Below are 17,511 nucleotides of genomic sequence, written 5' to 3' on the forward strand. Positions count from 1 at the left end.
TCATTTCCCTTTTTTACTCTTTAAATAGATTTAATTAAAAGGTGTATAAAAATGATTAAAACACTAAAAATTTCGCTTGTAGGGGTCATGTTTGTATCAGGACTAACAACTACTTTTGCAAATAGTAAAGATGCTCAGAATATAGAATTTCCTGAATTAAGCCAGAGTTATGAGAAAGTATTTCAACGATATACGGTTCAAAATTTAAAACTATTAAGTCTTGGACTAAATAAAGATCAAGTACGTCATATCTTAGGAGCACCCTCTTTTAATGAAGGTATTTTTGCTGTTCGGACTTGGAACTATATTGTAGATGTTCAAAATCCTGTAAATAATGCATTTAAACGTTGCCAATTGCGTATTGATTTTGATCAAAAATATTTAACAAAGGCATTCTATTGGAAGGGAGAGAAGTGTCAAGAATTATTAAAATATGGCACTACTCAGGAGAAACCTGTTGTTCTACCTAAACCTGAAATGAGTATTCGCCAAGCTAATATTTTTTTTCAATTTGATCGTTCTGATTTAAACGGTGCCATGTCTAATATCTCTTTAGCTGAAATTATACGAGAAATTAAAAAATCTAATAGTACAAGAATTTCTATTCAGGGATATGCGGACACATTGGGTAAAGATACATATAATCAAAGACTTTCTGAACATCGGACTAGCTCACTTGTTGCATATTTAATTGCACAAGGAATTCCATCTCAATATATTTTGGTTGATGCACATGGTTCGACCGAGCAATATAAGCAATGTCAAAGTGAGCCATCTCATGCAGAGAAGGTAAATTGTTTAGCGCCAAATAGACGTGTTAGTATTGCTTGGTAAAACAATGATATAAAAATAAAACTCCTTCTAAATGGTGGATCTAAATATGCTGAAAAGAATAGTTGTCATCCTTGCATTTATTTTTGCTACATCTCAAGTAAATGCATTTGATAAAAATAAAATAAACCTTGGTCAAACATTTTGGGGTACATGGGGGCTGTTTAATCCTGCCACATCATGTACTGAAGATTATCAATTTAGCCAACCAGGAAATTTTGTTTATAAAGCACAACAAAAGGAACTTAGTGGTGAGTTTGCTATTATTCGTAATAACAATGCAAAAAATTTAGATTTACTTGTTCTTGATATTCAAAATGATAATGGCAAAGTAGGTTGTGGAGCAGATGCTAATAATTATCAAGGGAAAAAATCTAATTTTTTCCTAAAATGGATTTCTACAACTTCGGCTGAAATTTGTGTAGATGATATTGGTAAGCAATGTACAGGTTTATATTTAAATAAAAGATAAAATGGATATGAGAAAAGAGTCCTTAGGGGCTCTTTTTTATAGCTTTTATTTATGCAAAATTGAAAAAATATTCATATAAGTTTTATATTTTCTCTTTGCATATAGCGGTATAGTAGAAAAAGTACCATGAATTGATTAAAAAATTCATGTAGATGATGAAAAGTTCAGTGATCATGCTTTAAACACAGGTTATAGTATGAAAGCTCAGTCTTTGGCTGATATATTGAATATAAATAGGAATATTTTGCCAGAATAAGATGCGTTCTTATTCAAGCATATACATTGTTGGAAAACACCATGCCAGATTATCGTTCAAAAACATCAACACACGGAAGAAATATGGCCGGCGCACGTGGCTTATGGCGTGCTACAGGTATGAAAGATGAAGATTTCGGTAAGCCTATTATTGCTGTCGTAAACTCATTTACTCAATTTGTTCCGGGTCATGTACACCTAAAAGATTTAGGTCAGTTGGTTGCTGAACAAATTCAAGCATCTGGTGGTGTAGCAAAAGAATTTAATACTATTGCAGTTGATGACGGCATTGCGATGGGGCATGACGGTATGCTGTATTCATTGCCATCACGTGATTTAATTGCAGATTCAGTTGAATACATGGTAAACGCTCATTGTGCTGATGCAATGGTTTGTATTTCTAACTGTGACAAAATCACACCAGGGATGTTAATGGCATCAATGCGTCTTAATATTCCAGTGGTATTTGTATCAGGCGGACCAATGGAAGCGGGTAAAGTCCAAATCCGTGGTAATGAACAAGCAATTGATCTTGTTGATGCAATGATTGTAGCAGCAGATGATAATTATACAGACGAAGAAGTTAAGGCTTACGAGCGCTCTGCATGTCCAACATGTGGTTCATGTTCAGGTATGTTTACTGCAAACTCAATGAACTGCTTAACAGAAGCTTTAGGTCTATCTTTACCGGGTAACGGTTCTACACTTGCAACACATGCAAACCGTAAAAAGTTATTTGAAAAAGCAGGTCAATTGATCGTTGAAATTACCAAACGTCATTATGAACAAAATGATTACAGCGTATTACCACGTAATGTCGCAACTAAAGCATCGTATGAAAATGCAATGACTTTGGACATCGCAATGGGTGGTTCAACCAATACTGTTCTGCATTTGTTGGCAGCTGCTCATGAAGCAGAAGTTGATTTTACAATGGATGATATTGACCGTTTATCTCGTAAAGTACCTGTACTTTGTAAAGTTGCACCAGCAGTTAAAAATGTACATATGGAAGATATTCACCGTGCAGGCGGCATTATGTCGATTCTTGGTGAATTAGACCGCGCAGGCTTGCTTGATACTTCTGTACCGACGGTTCATGAAGCGACTTTAAAAGATGCTTTAGATAAGTGGGATATTATTCGTACTGAAGATGAAGATGTATATAACTTCTTTAAATCGGCACCGGGTGGTGTACCAACACAAACTGCATTCTCACAAAATCGTTATTATACACGTTTAGATGGTGACCGTGAAAATGGTGTGATTCGTAATGCAGAACATGCCTTCTCTAAAGATGGTGGTTTAGCAGTACTTTACGGCAATATTGCACTTGATGGGTGTATTGTAAAAACTGCAGGTGTTGATGAATCAATTTTAAAATTCAACGGTACAGCACGCGTATTTGAAAGCCAAGATTCTGCAGTGGATGCGATTTTAGGTGGTAAAATTACAGCAGGCGATGTTGTTGTGATTCGTTACGAAGGTCCGCGTGGTGGTCCGGGTATGCAAGAAATGCTTTATCCAACAAGCTACTTAAAATCGAAAGGTTTAGGTAAAGATTGTGCACTTATCACAGATGGTCGTTTCTCTGGTGGTTCATCAGGTCTTTCAATTGGTCACGTTTCTCCTGAAGCTGCTGAAGGCGGTGCAATTGGTTTGGTTGAAGATGGCGATCGTATTGAAATTGATATTCCTAACCGAACTATTCATTTAGCTGTTGATGAGGCTGTAATGGTATCTCGTCGTGAAGCACAAGAAGCAAAAGGTTGGAAGCCTGCAGAAGAGCGTCCACGTAAAATTTCTAAAGCACTTAAAGCTTATGCAATGCATACGACAAGTGCTTCTAAAGGCGCAATACGCGAAATCTAAGCATGTATTCTTGCTAAATTAGCATTTAAAAAGCACTCATTTTTGAGTGCTTTTTTATGAAAAAATTTTACTAAAGTGGTTAAACATTGTTTAATTATGCAAAATGAAATTTATCAAAATATTGAACATTTCATTTTGAATTGTTATAAATTTTTTATCCAGCCTATACTATTTTCATTCTTTTTTTATTGAATGTATGTTTAGTACAGTTGCTGAACATGAAACATTTTTCGAGGCTTATCCCATGTCATTGCTACGCCGTTGGTTTGATCCAATCCGATCGAGCTGGTTTTATCAAAAACCTACTCGCCAAGAGGTGTTGTCTACAGATCTGGGATTAACGGTTCATTTACGTTTAGATGATGTTTATAGCTATTTAGCAGTTCAGCAATTACCACAATTAGAAGAAATATTAATCAAAGAATTAAAGCCACTGAAAGTGGTGATTTCGAGAAAAACAGCTGAACCACCTAACCAAATGTCTGCAATGGAGTGGCAAAATTATTGTTTAAATGACGCCAAAATTTTGTCTAAACAGCATCGTTTTAGTTTTCATGAAACACCAGAACAACCAACAGATGAAGCAATAACGCAAGCTGAAACAATTTTGAAGAATACGCCATTAAGAGGGCAAGATTTTTTATACTTATTGGAAGATGTTTTCCATATGCTTTGGCAAAAACAATATGGAAAATTACGTACGCTTTATGCCATGGCAAGCCAACATCATAAAGTTCAAAATTTTGAAGAACGTATTTTTAATGATGATGAGGTTTTGGTCAGTTATTTTCAGTTTGGTGACCGAAAGTATCATGCGGTAGATGATTTATTGCGTTTAACACGTCGCTTAAAAAGACAAAATCTACTGACGGGCAATCCAATTTTTTTGATTAACCATATTGAATGGCGTGAGCATTTAATTAGTGATGCAGAAGAGCTCAATGAAATACAAAGTTTAGACCCAGAGTTGGATTTATATATTGCTTTAGAAGATCCAATTTCGTGGTTGTTATTGGCATATATTAAAGAAGAATTAGCTAATTATTATAATATTCAATTAAAAGTATATCCGCTTACTTATCATGGACGTGATCTATTCGATTGGAGCTTGGCAACTCGTTTATCAAAGCGTACAGAAGTAGCATTTACGCCTTTTTGCAGACCCACTGAAGAAACTACAATTAATATGGCAAAGCTCTTTTATAGCGTGCCTGAAGAACAACAAATTGATGCAATTCATCATATTTTAAAAGCAGTATGGACAGAAGGAAAAGACTTATCTTATACGCCACATTTAACTGAATTAATGCGTGAATTAGAAATTAAAAAATATGCAGATTTAGATGTTCTTTCAAAACTTGAAGAAAACGATATTCATTGTGAAATGAAGTCTCAACCTAATTTTCCAGTGCTCGATTTAAGAATAGATGGACAGAGTTATGTATTTAATAGCTTATATCGTGTTTGGATGATTGAAAGTATTTTCAGTAACGTGTTAGAAGAGAAGTATAAAAACGCAAGTAATATAGATAGTGAAACGGAAAAATGAAAAAAGAAAAAGTGGAATCTTTGGAAGAAGCCCGCAGCCGCATAGATATTATTGATGATGCATTAATTGAACTGATTGCAACGCGGCAATTTTATGTTGATCAGGTCATTCGCTTTAAGCGTAAATCGGAAGATGTTAAGTCACCACGTATTGAAGAAGTTGTTGAAAAAGTTCGAATTTACGCATCTGAACAAGATTTAGATCCAGATTTAATTGAAAATATTTATAGGGAAATGATTCAGCATTTTATTCGCCGTGAATTAAAAGAAATTCGACCATAAAAAAACTCCTCATTTGAGGAGTTTTTTTATTGCATATATTATTCAGCAACTTCTACAGTTAGACCGTAAATAAACGCATCTGTTGAGGGCTTTTTAGTATTGTCAGGATTTGCTTCTGGATAAGATGTTGTAATTAAATAAATACCTGCTTTCTCGAAAGGTACTTCGATTTCGCCTTTTGCATTTGATTTTACTGTTGGTAATTCACGAGTTTTATCTTTGTCGAAATGACCAGCACCTTTAAATACTTCAAACTCTAAATTTGGTACTGTTTTACCATTAAACAGAACTTGGGCTTTTAAGGAATCACCTTCATACAATTCACTTGGGTGAGTTAAAAGTTTTAATTCAAACCCTTTTTTTGTTGGCGCTGGAATTGGACTTGGTTTGCCTTTTGTTACATAAGATTCAGCAATAAATTGGTTTTTTACTTCTAATTTTTTAGCCTTTTCAGGTACTTGGTCGGCAGAAATAACGCGAGGAATTTGAGCTGTAGTCGGTGCTTTTTCGGCTTCAGCTTTTAGCGCTTCTGGTTTAGGTGCAGCGGCATTTGACGCTTGTGGCATTGGAGCACGAACAGGACGGACACGTAACCAACGACCATCAACTAAAGCATAATTAGAACTATTCCCCAAAGCATCTTTAGTTTGGATTTTATATGTACCTTCAGTTTTTAAATCAAACTCTGCAACGTTAAAACGCTTTAAAGAAGCAGCTGCATTTAATGCTTTTTGTTCGCCATTTGGCTCAGTAATTATATAAGTTGTTTTGAAGTTCGCACTTGGTACATAGAACTTTTCAACCGTCATACCACTTTGGAAACTTAAATTTGAAGTTGTGATATCAAAAGCTTCTGGCAAGATGTATGGGCTAACAGTGTGGGCTTGGCTCAAAACTGGTAAAGAAGAGAGCAGTGCAATTTTTAACCAATGATTCATTGAACCATTCTCCATAGTTATATCGAAATTATCTGTTGTAATCTACTTGATAACTACTCTCATTATCAATAATATTTGAAAAAAATCTTCTGGTGAATCTTAATGATTTCAATGATCCAAAAAAATAAATGCGCACAAGCCACATTTAAACTCACACCATTAGTGATGGCATTGGTATGTATTACACCAATGAATGTAAGTGCGACAGAGTCAGTTTCATTAGATGGTCAAATTGAGCAGGAAGAATCTACAGTACATCGTTTTCATCGAGATTATGTACTTGGTACATCTTTAGATGTAGTTGTGACAGGTGTTTCAAAACAAGACGCTAAGTTAGCTTTAGATGCGATTCAATCTGAAATTGCAGATTTAGATCAAAAGCTTTCAATTTGGCGTGAAGATAGTGAAATTTCGGCATTAAATAAAAATAAACAAGGCGAAGTTTCGGCAGAATTATTTGAAGTGATTGCAGCATGTGAAGCATGGCGCAGCAAAACATGTGGCGCTTTCGATGCACGTTTAGGTCAGCTCATAACCCTTTGGGAAAAAACACAAGGTATTACCAATTTAGACACGGAAACACATGCACAAGTATTGAGTTTATTGAAACCAGATAGCGTATCTTTAGAAGCATCTAAACAAAAAGTGAAGATGGATGATGCAGTTGCATTTGCACCAGATGCTTATGCAAAAGGCTATATTATTGATCGTGCGATGCTTGCTGCACGTGCCAAAGTACCTGCGGTTGAAGGTTTGTTAATTGATATTGGTGGTGATATTCGTGTTTGGGGTAGCGCACCGAAAAAAGAGAGTTGGAGTATTGGTGTTCAAGATGCATTTAATCATCATGATTTATCCGTACCTACCGATATTTTAAAATTAAAAGATCAAGCCGTTGCATTTAGTGGTCAAGGTTATCGTTCACTTGCAGATCAATCACATTTAATTGATCCAAAAACAGGTATGCCATTACAACATGTTGAACAATGTGTTGTTGTGGGCACATGCGCAGCAGATGCAGATGCGCTTGCTACGGCACTTGCTGCAATGTCACCTGCTGAAGGTTTAGCACTAATAGAAGCACTTGTTGGCTATGAAGCCAAACTGACTATGACAGATGGTGCAACTTTTCAAAGTGCAGGCTGGAATGGTTTATTGGAAAATAAACCTGTTCAAGTTGAAATGCTGACGGTTGCTGCGAGTTCTTCTGCAAAATGGCCAGCAGGTTATCAAGCGACTATTGATTTAACGATCCCAAAAATTAATGTAGAAAAATATCGTGCTCCATACGTTTCTGTATGGATTACAGATGAAAATAAAAAAATTGTAAGAACCCTTGCTGTTTGGGGTAAAGACGAAAAATGGATTAACTCAAACTATGTTTGGTGGCGCCGTTACGGTCGTCAAATGACAAACTTAGACGCAGTTGCAAAACCGTCACGTCAGCCAGGTAACTATAAGTTAGCTTGGGATGGTAAGGATGATCAGGGTAAGGCGGTTGCAGCAGGTCAATACATCGTTCATATCGAAACTTCACGTGAACATGGCGATCATTCATATCAAATGATTGATCTTGATGTGAAAGCGAAACCTTCGAGTCACAGTTTGCCAGCTCAAGCAGAGATTGGTAGCGTGAAACTTAACTTCCAAAAAATTCGTTGATCCTTAACTAGGATCATAAGGTCTAAATCGTGTACCAACGCCGTGATTTTTACCGCCATGCACGCTATGTGCATGGTTGGTTATCTGCATTTGCATTTATTGTGCTCATTTTTTTCTCACTAACAGGATTGTTCTTAAACAATCCGAGTTGGTTTGAGCCTGCACAAAATGAAACTACAGTAAAACTTGAATTACCTGAAAAGGTCGTTCAATCTCTTTTAAAGCAAGAAAATCCATCTACAGAATTAATTGATTATGTTCGTGAAAAGGAAACCGTGATTGGGCGTTTTCAAAGTAGTGAAGTTCTTGATGGTGAGGTGATGATTCGGCTAGAAAGCCCTGCGGGTTCAACCGATATTTGGGCTTTATTAGATACAGGCGAAGTTGAAATTACTAAAAAACCAGTAACGACAGTATCTTTAATTAATGATTTACATCGTGGCAAAAATGCGGGAACCGCTTGGAGCTGGCTCATTGATATTAGCGCGATTGTGATCATGATTTTATCAATTGCGGGCTTTATCTTATTCCTTAGTATCAAAACTCGCTTGATGACGCATTTATTGATTACAGCTTCAAGTTTGGCTGTATTAATCATTTTTATTTGGCTTGCTGTGTAGGCAAATGTTATGACACAAGCAACCATTTTTCTTATTGGTATTTTTGGATTTTTATTCTTTGTCTATTTATTTTCAATTGTATGGCTTTGGCTAAATCAGTCTAAAAACATACCAAAAATACAGCTTGATACGGATACCTATTTAATCATCTATGCAAGTCAATCAGGTCAAGTAGAGCGTTTTGCTCGTCAAAGTTATACGCAGCTCAAAAGTATAGGTATATGTGCTGAATTAATAAATATAGAGCAATTAAAGTTTGAAAACTTACAGCAAACATCACGTGTTCTATGGATGGTCAGTACCTATGGTGAGGGGGATGCCCCAGATTCTGCCCAGAATTTTCAGCAGAATATCATGCAAAAAAATATCGATTTATCCCATATATCTTTTGCTGTTTTAGCTTTTGGTGATCGACGTTATGACAATTTTTGCTATTTTGGTTTAGAGCTAAATACATGGCTTTTGAAACAACAGGCACATCCATATTTTGATGCTATTTGTGTGGATCAATATTCTGAAATAAATTTAGAACAGTGGTCTCATCATTTGTCACAAGTCATGGGTCATGAGTTGGAACTGAGCAAACTAGCAAAAAATTGGATTGATGTTTCAATGCAAACACGTACACATTTAAATGCATGTAGCTTAGGTGAACCGATTTACCACATTGAAATGTCACGTGAACATTTGCAGTGGCAGTCGGGTGATATTCTTGAAGTTCAGGCTGCAAATACAAATTTGGAAATTAGAAATTTTTTAAATGAAGTCGGAGAAGATTCAAGTAAAACAGAATACGTTCAAACTTTAAAATTTAAAAATATTCGTCAAACTCCACCTCGCATAGCAGAAGAAAGTTTTTCAGATTGGATAGCTCACTTTGAAAATTTAGCGACACGAGATTATTCAATTGCATCTATTCCTGAACAAAATACTTTAGGTTTAGTCGTTCGTCAGCATCAAACTGAACAGGGCTTAGGCTTAGGTTCAGGCTGGTTAACATTGGGTGCGAATATTACTGAAAATGTACGTGTAAATGTGCGTCACAATTTGGCTTTTCAGTTAGAAAATACCGCAAAACCAATGATTTTTATTGGGAATGGTTCAGGTATTGCAGGTTTGTTATCGCATTTGTATCGCCGTGAAAAATCAGGTTTTGATCAAAATTGGTTGATTTTCGGTGAGCGACAAAAGTCAGCCGATTATTTATTTGAACAACAGCTTGAGGCTTGGAAAAAATCTTCATTTTTACAGCATTTAGATGTGGTTTTTTCACGTGATCAAGCTGAAAAAAAGTATGTTCAACATGTCCTGATTGAGCAAGCTGATCGGTTACGTGCATGGGTGGAAAATGGGGCATATCTATATGTATGTGGTAGCTTGGAAGGAATGGCACAAGGGGTAGATGAAGCCTTGAAAGAAGTGCTAGGTCATACAACTATTGAGCTATTAAGAAAGCAAAAACGTTATCGTCGCGATGTGTATTAAGTTTTATATTTTATGAAATAAAGCTCCTTTTCTAGGGGCTTTTTTATTGCCGATTTAAAGCCTCAACTTTTTATTGAGGTGTACTTCAAAAAACACTGATTTTTAAAATTAAAGAATTTGAATAGCATAGCAACATATGCAAATAGGTGGCATTCATGGTTTGGTTTGTTATTACGGTTTTTGCTTTAGCTGGAATGATGAAAGGCACGATTGGCTTGGGCTTACCTGCGGTTTCGATGGGATTATTGACTATGGTGATTAGTCCATTTCAGGCAGCAACTTTATTAATTATTCCATCGATGGTAACAAATTTTTGGCAATTATTTGCTGAAGGACGAGTACTACAATTGATTCGCCGTTTTTGGTTGTTGTTGCTTGGAATTATTGTTGGTTCTATTTGGAGTATTTTTCCAACGTTAGGACATAGTGATTTTAATAGCGAGGCTTTGTTGGGCGGAATGCTTGCTCTGTATGGAGTGTATGGTTTATGTGCCAAAAGTATGCCCAATTTGTCGAAACATGAAAAATGGCTCTCGCCTATTATAGGGTATTTAGGTGGTGCTTTAACGGTAGCGACAGGGGTGGTGGTAATTCCTGTTGTGCCATATTTGCAGACTTTAAATTTGCAACGCGATGATCTGGTTCAATCGCTCGGCTTGGCATTTACTACATCAACGATTTGTTTGGCTGTATTTTTACATCAGAATCCTGTTGAAAATCTGCCTATAGATTATGTGATGTCTGCTATTGCATTGATTCCTGCTTTAATTGGAATGTGGTTAGGCACAAAAATTCGTTATCGTATTTCTGAACAAAAATTTCGAAAAGTGTTCTTTTTCGGCTTAATCGCTTTAGGTAGTTATATGATTTTACGATGAAAATTAACTAGGTATTCTCATAAGAATTAAATATTTTGATTGAATTATTATTGTGGAGCGTGAAAAATAAACAATAGCAGTTTGAGCTACTCATATTTTTAATTCATATAAAATTTGTGATGATTGATATCTGCTATTTCATAACTCATTTACAGTCGTGGTTACCAATGCTTGATATTTCAGTTTTACGTGAATTACTCAACTCAACTGTGCATTTATTGCAGCTGTCTTTAGAAATAATTTCAATTATTTGTGTTGTGATTGGATTAATTAAAGCATTAATTATCTTATTTAAAATGCAGTCTGGGCGGACAGCACGTTATTCATTAGGGGACTGGTTAGCGACAGCCTTAGAATTCCAATTAGCCGCAGATATTTTAGCAACTACAGTTGACCCTGATTTAGAGAGCCTGATTCAGCTAGGAATTCTTGCTGTAATTAGAACTTTTTTAAATTATTTTTTAGCAAAGGAGCTAGAACATAAGCCAGAAGCTGAAAAATAACGATATAAATCATTTAAAGTTTTGTGTAGAACATGACTCCTCCAAATTTAGAGTCATGTTTTTGTTAGCATTTAGTGATAGTTGATTGCGAAAACAATCATTGAATTCACTTTTTTCTCTGCTTCTATATTGTTTTTAACAATATAACGTGCTGAAAAATTTAAATTTTTATTTATTGCATTTTCTTCAAGTAGATAATGTTTTCCTGCAACATGTATCGCTTGGTTATTATCATCTAATAATTCAAGTGAAACATTCGGTAATACTGGGTCATTATTTTTTATATAAGTACTAATAAGTTTTGTATTTTTATTGGTGTTCACATCGTATATAGAATAACTAATGTTTGGACATTGTTTATCCTGACAGCCAGTGAATTTAACTTGAAAAGGGGTACTTTGGGTTGAAGATGGATTAAGTTCATTCAGCAAAATTACTCGATTTGTATCATTACTGACATAGAGTTCTGAATTTACAACTTGCCCCATAAATGTAATTTTTCCACCTTCTTTAGGAACCTTCGCATTTGCAATATTGATTGACGTGAATAAACACACAGTGAATGGCAGAAAATTTCTCATGATGTTTATCTGTATCGCATGTAGATATTGCTAGAATACAGAATATTTCTTTTTGTTGGTATAGTGTTTGTTGTGTAATTTATTGTAATTTTAGTGTTTTAAATATAACCAATTGATTTTATGAATATAATTTAATTTTTTTTGTATTTTGGGTAAATTTTATTCTGTATTTGTTAATGTGTGATGTGATGTATCTCACTTATTTAGTGAAGTTAAATTATTAGATCAGCTAGTTTAGTGATTATATTTGAGCTTTTCTGCCTTAAATTATTTCAATTTTATCTGACTATTTTGAGATATTAAGAACTGTGCAAAGTGTTGATAGGCTACAGGTAAATCATCAAAATTTTGTGCAGTAAGTAATAGTTTCCTGTTTGCCCATTCTCCGACTAATTCCACTTGCTGAAAAGAATAAAAATCCTTTAAACGTAAAGCAGCACGTTTTGGCATAATTGCAATCCCTACACCATTAGCAACCACCTGAGCAATTGCTGCAAAATTAGGTAAACGCAAACGATATTGAATAGCACATCCTAATAATTTTGCTTGAGTTTCAATAGATTGCTGTAAAGAGTGGTATTGCATTAAACCTACAAAAGCATGAGAAAGTAGGTCGGAAAGTTGTAGTTGATTTTGAATTGCAAGCTCATGATGAAGAGGGCAGATGAGTACCAAGGGATCATCTGAAAATTCTAAAGTTTGTAACTCATGTGACTTAAAAAAACTTGAAATTAAACCTAATTTAGCAGTCCCTGATTCAATTGCCTGCACAATGTCATTTGATTCTGCCTCTTTTAAATCGATTTGCGAATTTGGATTTTCAATCAAATATTGTGGTAATAATAATGGTAAATATTCACTTTGTGCAGAAGAATTACACCACAGTGTAATATTCGAGTTTAAGCCCGAAGCAAAAGGTGCCATTGCTTGATGCATTTGCTTTGCTTGTAATAATATTCGCTGAGCATGCTCAACAAAAGTCTGTCCTGCAAGTGTGAGTTTTACTCCCGTTGCATGGCGAGTAAACAAGCTTACATCAAGTGACTGTTCAAGCTTTTTAATACGTTCACTACATGCTTGAAGAGAAATAGCAGAACGTGCAGCGCCCTTGGTTAGGCTTCCTGTATCTACAATATGAAGAATAAGTTGCAGATCGAACAAATCTAAGCGCATAGTGAATGATCAATAATGTTATATGACCATAGTAAGAAAAAATGAGCCATAAAAAAAGCAGTCCGAAGACTGCTATAAAATTTTATTATGCTTTTAAGATTTATCACCTAAACGGAAGAACCAGTTTAAAATAAGTGCTGCAAAGGTAGCTGTACCAATACCACCAAGGTTGAAATTACCAAATTGCAATGCGAAATCACCTGTACCTAAAATAATGGTAACTGCAGCAACCATCAGGTTCTTATTCTTTGAAAAATCAACTTTGTTTTCAATCCAAATTTTTGCGCCTGCAATGGTAATTAAACCAAATACAACAATTGATGCGCCCGTTAAAATGGCAGTTGGAATGGTATGGATAATTGCACCAAACTTAGGAGAGAAGCCTAAGAAAATTGCGAAAATTCCTGCGAATACAAATACGATGGTTGAGTAAACACGTGTTACAGCCATAACACCAATGTTTTCACCATAAGTGGTCATACCTGGAGCACCAACACCACCAGATAATGTTGTTGCAATACCATCTGCAACAAAGGCTTTACCAATGTGCGGGTCAAGGTTTTCACCTGTCATAGCACCAACAGCTTTAATATGGCCTAAGTTTTCAGCAACTAAAATCAATGCAATAGGTGCAATGATGAGCATTGCATTCATATTGAATTCAGGACCATGAAACTGAGGAGCACCGAACCATGCTGCTTGATGAATAGGTGCAAAATCAATAGGTGTACCATTGCCCATTACATTTGAAACAATGTAGTAAGTGAGGTAAGCAAGTAAAAGACCAATTAATAATAATAAACGTTGTAATAAACCACGCGTGAATACAGCAATTGAGCCCATACAAAGTACAGTTACTAGTGCCATCCACATATTAAAGTTATTACCAGCTACGTTTTTCACTGTAACAGGAGCAAGGTTTAAACCAATGATCATGACTACTGCACCTGTTACAACAGGTGGCATGAGCTTTTCAATCCAACGAGTACCCGTTGCCATTACAATAAAACCGAAAATGGCATACAGCACACCACATGCCATAATACCGCCAGCGGCTAAAGCAATATTGGCATTTGGAGCTCCTGTTCCTGATGCTGCATAACCTGTTGCAGCAATCACAACACCAATAAATGCAAAGCTTGAGCCTAAATAACTGGGAACACGACCACCAGTCATAAAGAAGAACAAGATTGTACAAATACCAGACATTAAAATTGCAAGGTTTGCATCAAAGCCCATTAAAAATGGGGCAAGAACTGTTGCACCAAACATAGCAAAAGCATGTTGTATACCCAATACAACACTTTGAGCAGGAGGTAGGTATTCGTTTGTACCTACTGGACGAGCGTCAATGCTGCCTTCGTACGGGCGCCATTTGGGAAACCAATTGGACATATAATGAGCACTCAAAAAATAAATTGTGCACATCATACTCTTGTTAGATTGAAGTTTTAATGTCTGTAACAAAAAAAGATTCAAACTAATTGCCTGACTTTATTTGGTTTTTTACCACTTGTTTGAAATGGTGTTGATGAAAAGTTTCGTAAAATCAGCAGTTAATGGAAACAAGTTGTGTTTTGTAGTAAAGTGTAAAGTTTGTAATTTTACTGATATAGCTCATGATTTTTTTTAATGAATGTTTATTAAAAAAGCACACTCAGAAGTGTGCTTTTAATATTCTGTATAAATGTTAGCCGGTATTGCGTAATCCCGCAGCAATTCCGGCAATACTAACCATTAAAGCATGATCAACAGGTGTATGTTCAGCTTGTTTTTCCCCCATATATGAACGACGACGTTTCATTAACTCCGCTTGAAGTAAATGAAGTGGAAGTAAATATGGTTTGCGAACTTTCATTGATTGATCAAGTACATCATTACTACTTAAAAGCTTAGATTCACCTTTTAGTGCCAATAAGGTTTTCACTGCATCTTTTAAACGTTGGCGGAGTTCTTCACCTAAAATTTTTAAATCTTCATCTTGGGTAAGGTGAGATTCATAATAAAGAGCAACATGGCTATCTGCTTTTGAAAGTACCATTTCTAGCATGTCGATGAGGGTCTGGAAATATGGCCATTCTTTTAACATTTCATCTAAAAGATCTTTTTGATCATTTGCAATCACATGATTAATGGCAGCGCCTGTACCTAACCATGCAGGAAGCATTAAACGAATTTGTGTCCATGCAAATACCCAAGGAATGGCACGTAAAGATTCAATACCACCGCTCACTTTACGTTTTGCAGGACGAGAACCGAGCGGTAGCATTTGTAGTTCAAGCTCAGGTGTAACAGTGCGAAGGTATTTCACAAAATGTGGATTTTCTCTAACTGTTTTACGATATACCTGAACCGATAAATCTGTCATTTGATGCATTAGCTCGCGCCATTCATCTTTTGGGACAGGTGGTGGTAAAAGCGTTGCTTCCAATGTTGCAGCGGTATAAATCTCTAAATTCTGTAGTGCAATACCTTCTAAACCAAATTTGAAACGAATCATTTCACCTTGTTCAGTCACACGGATTGCACCTGAAATTGAGCCCGGTGGTTGAGAAAATAATGCTTGCTGTGTAGGTGCTCCGCCACGGCTAATTGAACCGCCACGACCATGGAATAAAGTTAATTGCACACCGTATGTTTGTGCGACAGCAGTTAATTCTTCTTGAGCACGATATTGTGCCCAGTTTGCAGACATAAATCCTGCATCTTTTGCAGAGTCTGAATAGCCAATCATGACTTCATGTTTGCCTTGAATATGTTGTTTGTACCAATGCATACCGAATAGGGTATTCATGGTTGCAGCGGCACCATCCAAGTCTTTTAAAGTTTCGAATAAAGGTACAACACGTAAAGCATGTTTAATATCGGCTTCTTTTTGAAGAAGAAGAACAGCCAAAACATCACTTGGATATTCAGCCATTGAAATAATATAAGCACCTAAACTTTCTTGAGGTTGTTCTGCCAAAGTACGCATGGTGGCAAATACTTCCTGAACATCTGGATGTTCAATGAGGCTACCTGCAGGTTCATTTAAGTATTTAGGTAACAGAGGACGTTTGCTTTGCAACTCTTGTAATAAGAAGTTTTGGCGCGCTTGTTCTGTCCATGTTTCAAAATTACCTAAACCTAAATATTCCGTAATTGCAGAAATGGCCTGGCGATGACGACCAGACTCTTGGCGAATATCGAGTTTTAAAAGTTCAATGCCAAAACAGTTTACACGGTGGATGTAATCGAGCAATTTGCCATTGGCAATAGCAGGTAAATTACACTCAATTAAAGATCGGTAGCATAAAAGTAGGGGTTGTAGAAGCTCATCTTTACTTCGAATAACAAGGCTTTCATCTGCATCACGACCTGCAAGTTTTTCAGATAACCAAAAACGAGTCGCTTTTAATTTTTCACGGATATCTCGTAAATACTCACGGTATGGTTCTGCATGATTTTTGCCTAGAGCTTGTTTGAGCTCATTTGAACACTGCTGAATAGAAAGTTCCCAGCGCAAATCTTCAATATCACGTAAATACAGGTCTGCAGCTTGCCAACGAGAAAGCCATAAAACTTCTTGAGTCACGTTATGTGTCACATTGGGGTTACCGTCACGGTCACCACCCATCCACGAGGCAAAACGAACAGGTGCAACGGTTAAAGGCAAACTTTGACCGCATTGATCTTGCACCATGTCATTTAATTCACGAACAAATTTTGGAACAGCATTCCATAGGGTTTGTTCAATAGTTGTGAACCCCCATTTTGCTTCATCAATTGGCGTTGGTTTATTTTGGCGAATTTCATCTGTTTGCCAAGCAGAACAAATGAGTTGTTTTAAATCTGCTAAAACAGTTTGGCGCTCATGAGGTGTTAATTTTTGTTGGTCAAACTTATGTAAGCAGTCGTTAATGCCATCGTACTTTTGAATAAGCGTACGACGACTCACTTCTGTTGGGTGCGCCGTTAATACCAATTCAATTTTAAGATCACAAATTTGTTGATAGAGCGTTTCGGGAGAAATTTCTTTTTCTTTAAATTTTTCAAATAAATGATCAAGCGGATTTGGAGAGGGTAAAGACTCATCAAATTCACTTTGGCGACGGCTACGAACCACATGGTATTGTTCGGCAATATTGGAAAAGTTTAGAAAGTGAGTAAATGCTCGGGTCAGTGGCAAAATTTCTTCATCTCTTAAACTCGATAATAATTGTTCTAATTCTTTTTCTGCTTCAACTTGCCCATCTCGTGCGCCCTTAGATAAAGCACGAATTTGTTCGACTTGATTAAACAAATCTTGTCCTGCTTGCTCCTTGAGTGTTTCACCTAAAAGATTACCCAGTAAACGTACGTCTTCGCGTAATGGAGCAGCAATTTGTTGAATCATTTTAATCATTCCCCGCTGGATGTTCTATTTTGAATA

15 protein-coding genes are annotated in these 17,511 nt (G+C 36.2%); 10 read left to right on the forward strand and 5 right to left on the reverse strand.

The features are described from left to right. Positions 1 to 51 precede the first annotated feature (51 nt). The 5 genes from AC5YC8_RS10655 (at position 52) to AC5YC8_RS10675 (ending at position 5,260) form a co-directional block, all read left to right on the forward strand. Positions 52 to 834, forward strand: coding sequence for an OmpA family protein (locus AC5YC8_RS10655; protein WP_496164504.1), 783 nt, complete (start codon positions 52 to 54; stop codon positions 832 to 834). Between the two features lie 46 nt (positions 835 to 880). Then, complete coding sequence (locus AC5YC8_RS10660) at positions 881 to 1,303, forward strand: hypothetical protein (protein ID WP_496164505.1); 423 nt, start codon at positions 881 to 883, stop codon at positions 1,301 to 1,303. A 297-nt stretch (positions 1,304 to 1,600) separates the two neighbouring features. Beyond that, the gene (gene ilvD / locus AC5YC8_RS10665; protein WP_496164506.1) at positions 1,601 to 3,430 is read left to right on the forward strand and encodes a dihydroxy-acid dehydratase; all 1,830 of its coding nucleotides are present in this window, start codon (positions 1,601 to 1,603) and stop codon (positions 3,428 to 3,430) included. A gap of 244 nt (positions 3,431 to 3,674) precedes the next feature. Next, complete coding sequence (locus tag AC5YC8_RS10670) at positions 3,675 to 4,979, forward strand: hypothetical protein (RefSeq protein WP_496164507.1); 1,305 nt, start codon at positions 3,675 to 3,677, stop codon at positions 4,977 to 4,979. Beyond that, positions 4,976 to 5,260: a chorismate mutase gene (locus AC5YC8_RS10675; protein WP_496164508.1), complete on the forward strand. Its 285-nt coding sequence runs from the start codon at positions 4,976 to 4,978 to the stop codon at positions 5,258 to 5,260. Before AC5YC8_RS10670 ends, AC5YC8_RS10675 begins: the two co-directional genes overlap by 4 nt. Positions 5,261 to 5,298: 38 nt before the next feature. On the opposite strand, the gene AC5YC8_RS10680 is transcribed toward AC5YC8_RS10675, so the two are convergent. After that, positions 5,299 to 6,198 (reverse strand): DUF4198 domain-containing protein, encoded by a 900-nt coding sequence (locus AC5YC8_RS10680; RefSeq protein ID WP_496164509.1) that lies wholly within the window; start codon positions 6,196 to 6,198, stop codon positions 5,299 to 5,301. A 102-nt stretch (positions 6,199 to 6,300) separates the two neighbouring features. On the opposite strand from AC5YC8_RS10680, the gene AC5YC8_RS10685 reads away from it, so the two are divergent. From AC5YC8_RS10685 to AC5YC8_RS10705, 5 genes are all read left to right on the forward strand, one after another. After that, positions 6,301 to 7,860: a DUF2271 domain-containing protein gene (locus tag AC5YC8_RS10685; RefSeq protein ID WP_496164510.1), complete on the forward strand. Its 1,560-nt coding sequence runs from the start codon at positions 6,301 to 6,303 to the stop codon at positions 7,858 to 7,860. Positions 7,861 to 7,889: 29 nt separating this feature from the next. Continuing rightward, positions 7,890 to 8,480 (forward strand): PepSY-associated TM helix domain-containing protein, encoded by a 591-nt coding sequence (locus AC5YC8_RS10690; protein WP_496164511.1) that lies wholly within the window; start codon positions 7,890 to 7,892, stop codon positions 8,478 to 8,480. Positions 8,481 to 8,489: 9 nt separating this feature from the next. Next, positions 8,490 to 9,965, forward strand: a complete 1,476-nt coding sequence (locus tag AC5YC8_RS10695) for a sulfite reductase subunit alpha (protein WP_496164512.1) — start codon at positions 8,490 to 8,492, stop codon at positions 9,963 to 9,965. A 155-nt stretch (positions 9,966 to 10,120) separates the two neighbouring features. After that, positions 10,121 to 10,843 carry a sulfite exporter TauE/SafE family protein gene (locus tag AC5YC8_RS10700; protein ID WP_496164513.1) on the forward strand — a complete coding sequence of 241 codons (723 nt, stop codon included), beginning with the start codon at positions 10,121 to 10,123 and terminating at the stop codon, positions 10,841 to 10,843. A gap of 167 nt (positions 10,844 to 11,010) precedes the next feature. Further along, positions 11,011 to 11,346: a DUF1622 domain-containing protein gene (locus tag AC5YC8_RS10705; RefSeq protein ID WP_496119228.1), complete on the forward strand. Its 336-nt coding sequence runs from the start codon at positions 11,011 to 11,013 to the stop codon at positions 11,344 to 11,346. 71 nt (positions 11,347 to 11,417) lie between these two features. Here the strand turns inward: AC5YC8_RS10705 and AC5YC8_RS10710 are convergent, their stop codons facing one another. The 4 genes from AC5YC8_RS10710 to ppc all read right to left on the reverse strand — a co-directional run bounded on the left by AC5YC8_RS10710 (position 11,418) and on the right by ppc (position 17,475). After that, complete coding sequence (locus AC5YC8_RS10710; protein ID WP_496119227.1) at positions 11,418 to 11,927, reverse strand: fimbrial protein; 510 nt, start codon at positions 11,925 to 11,927, stop codon at positions 11,418 to 11,420. Between the two features lie 267 nt (positions 11,928 to 12,194). Next, positions 12,195 to 13,100: a LysR family transcriptional regulator gene (locus tag AC5YC8_RS10715; RefSeq protein ID WP_496164514.1), complete on the reverse strand. Its 906-nt coding sequence runs from the start codon at positions 13,098 to 13,100 to the stop codon at positions 12,195 to 12,197. A 93-nt stretch (positions 13,101 to 13,193) separates the two neighbouring features. Further along, positions 13,194 to 14,495, reverse strand: a complete 1,302-nt coding sequence (locus AC5YC8_RS10720) for a solute carrier family 23 protein (RefSeq protein ID WP_496164515.1) — start codon at positions 14,493 to 14,495, stop codon at positions 13,194 to 13,196. Positions 14,496 to 14,790: 295 nt separating this feature from the next. Further along, positions 14,791 to 17,475, reverse strand: a complete 2,685-nt coding sequence (ppc, locus tag AC5YC8_RS10725) for a phosphoenolpyruvate carboxylase (RefSeq protein WP_496164516.1) — start codon at positions 17,473 to 17,475, stop codon at positions 14,791 to 14,793. Positions 17,476 to 17,511: the final 36 nt, after the last annotated feature.

It is taken from the genome of Acinetobacter sp. FY731 (assembly GCF_059515905.1).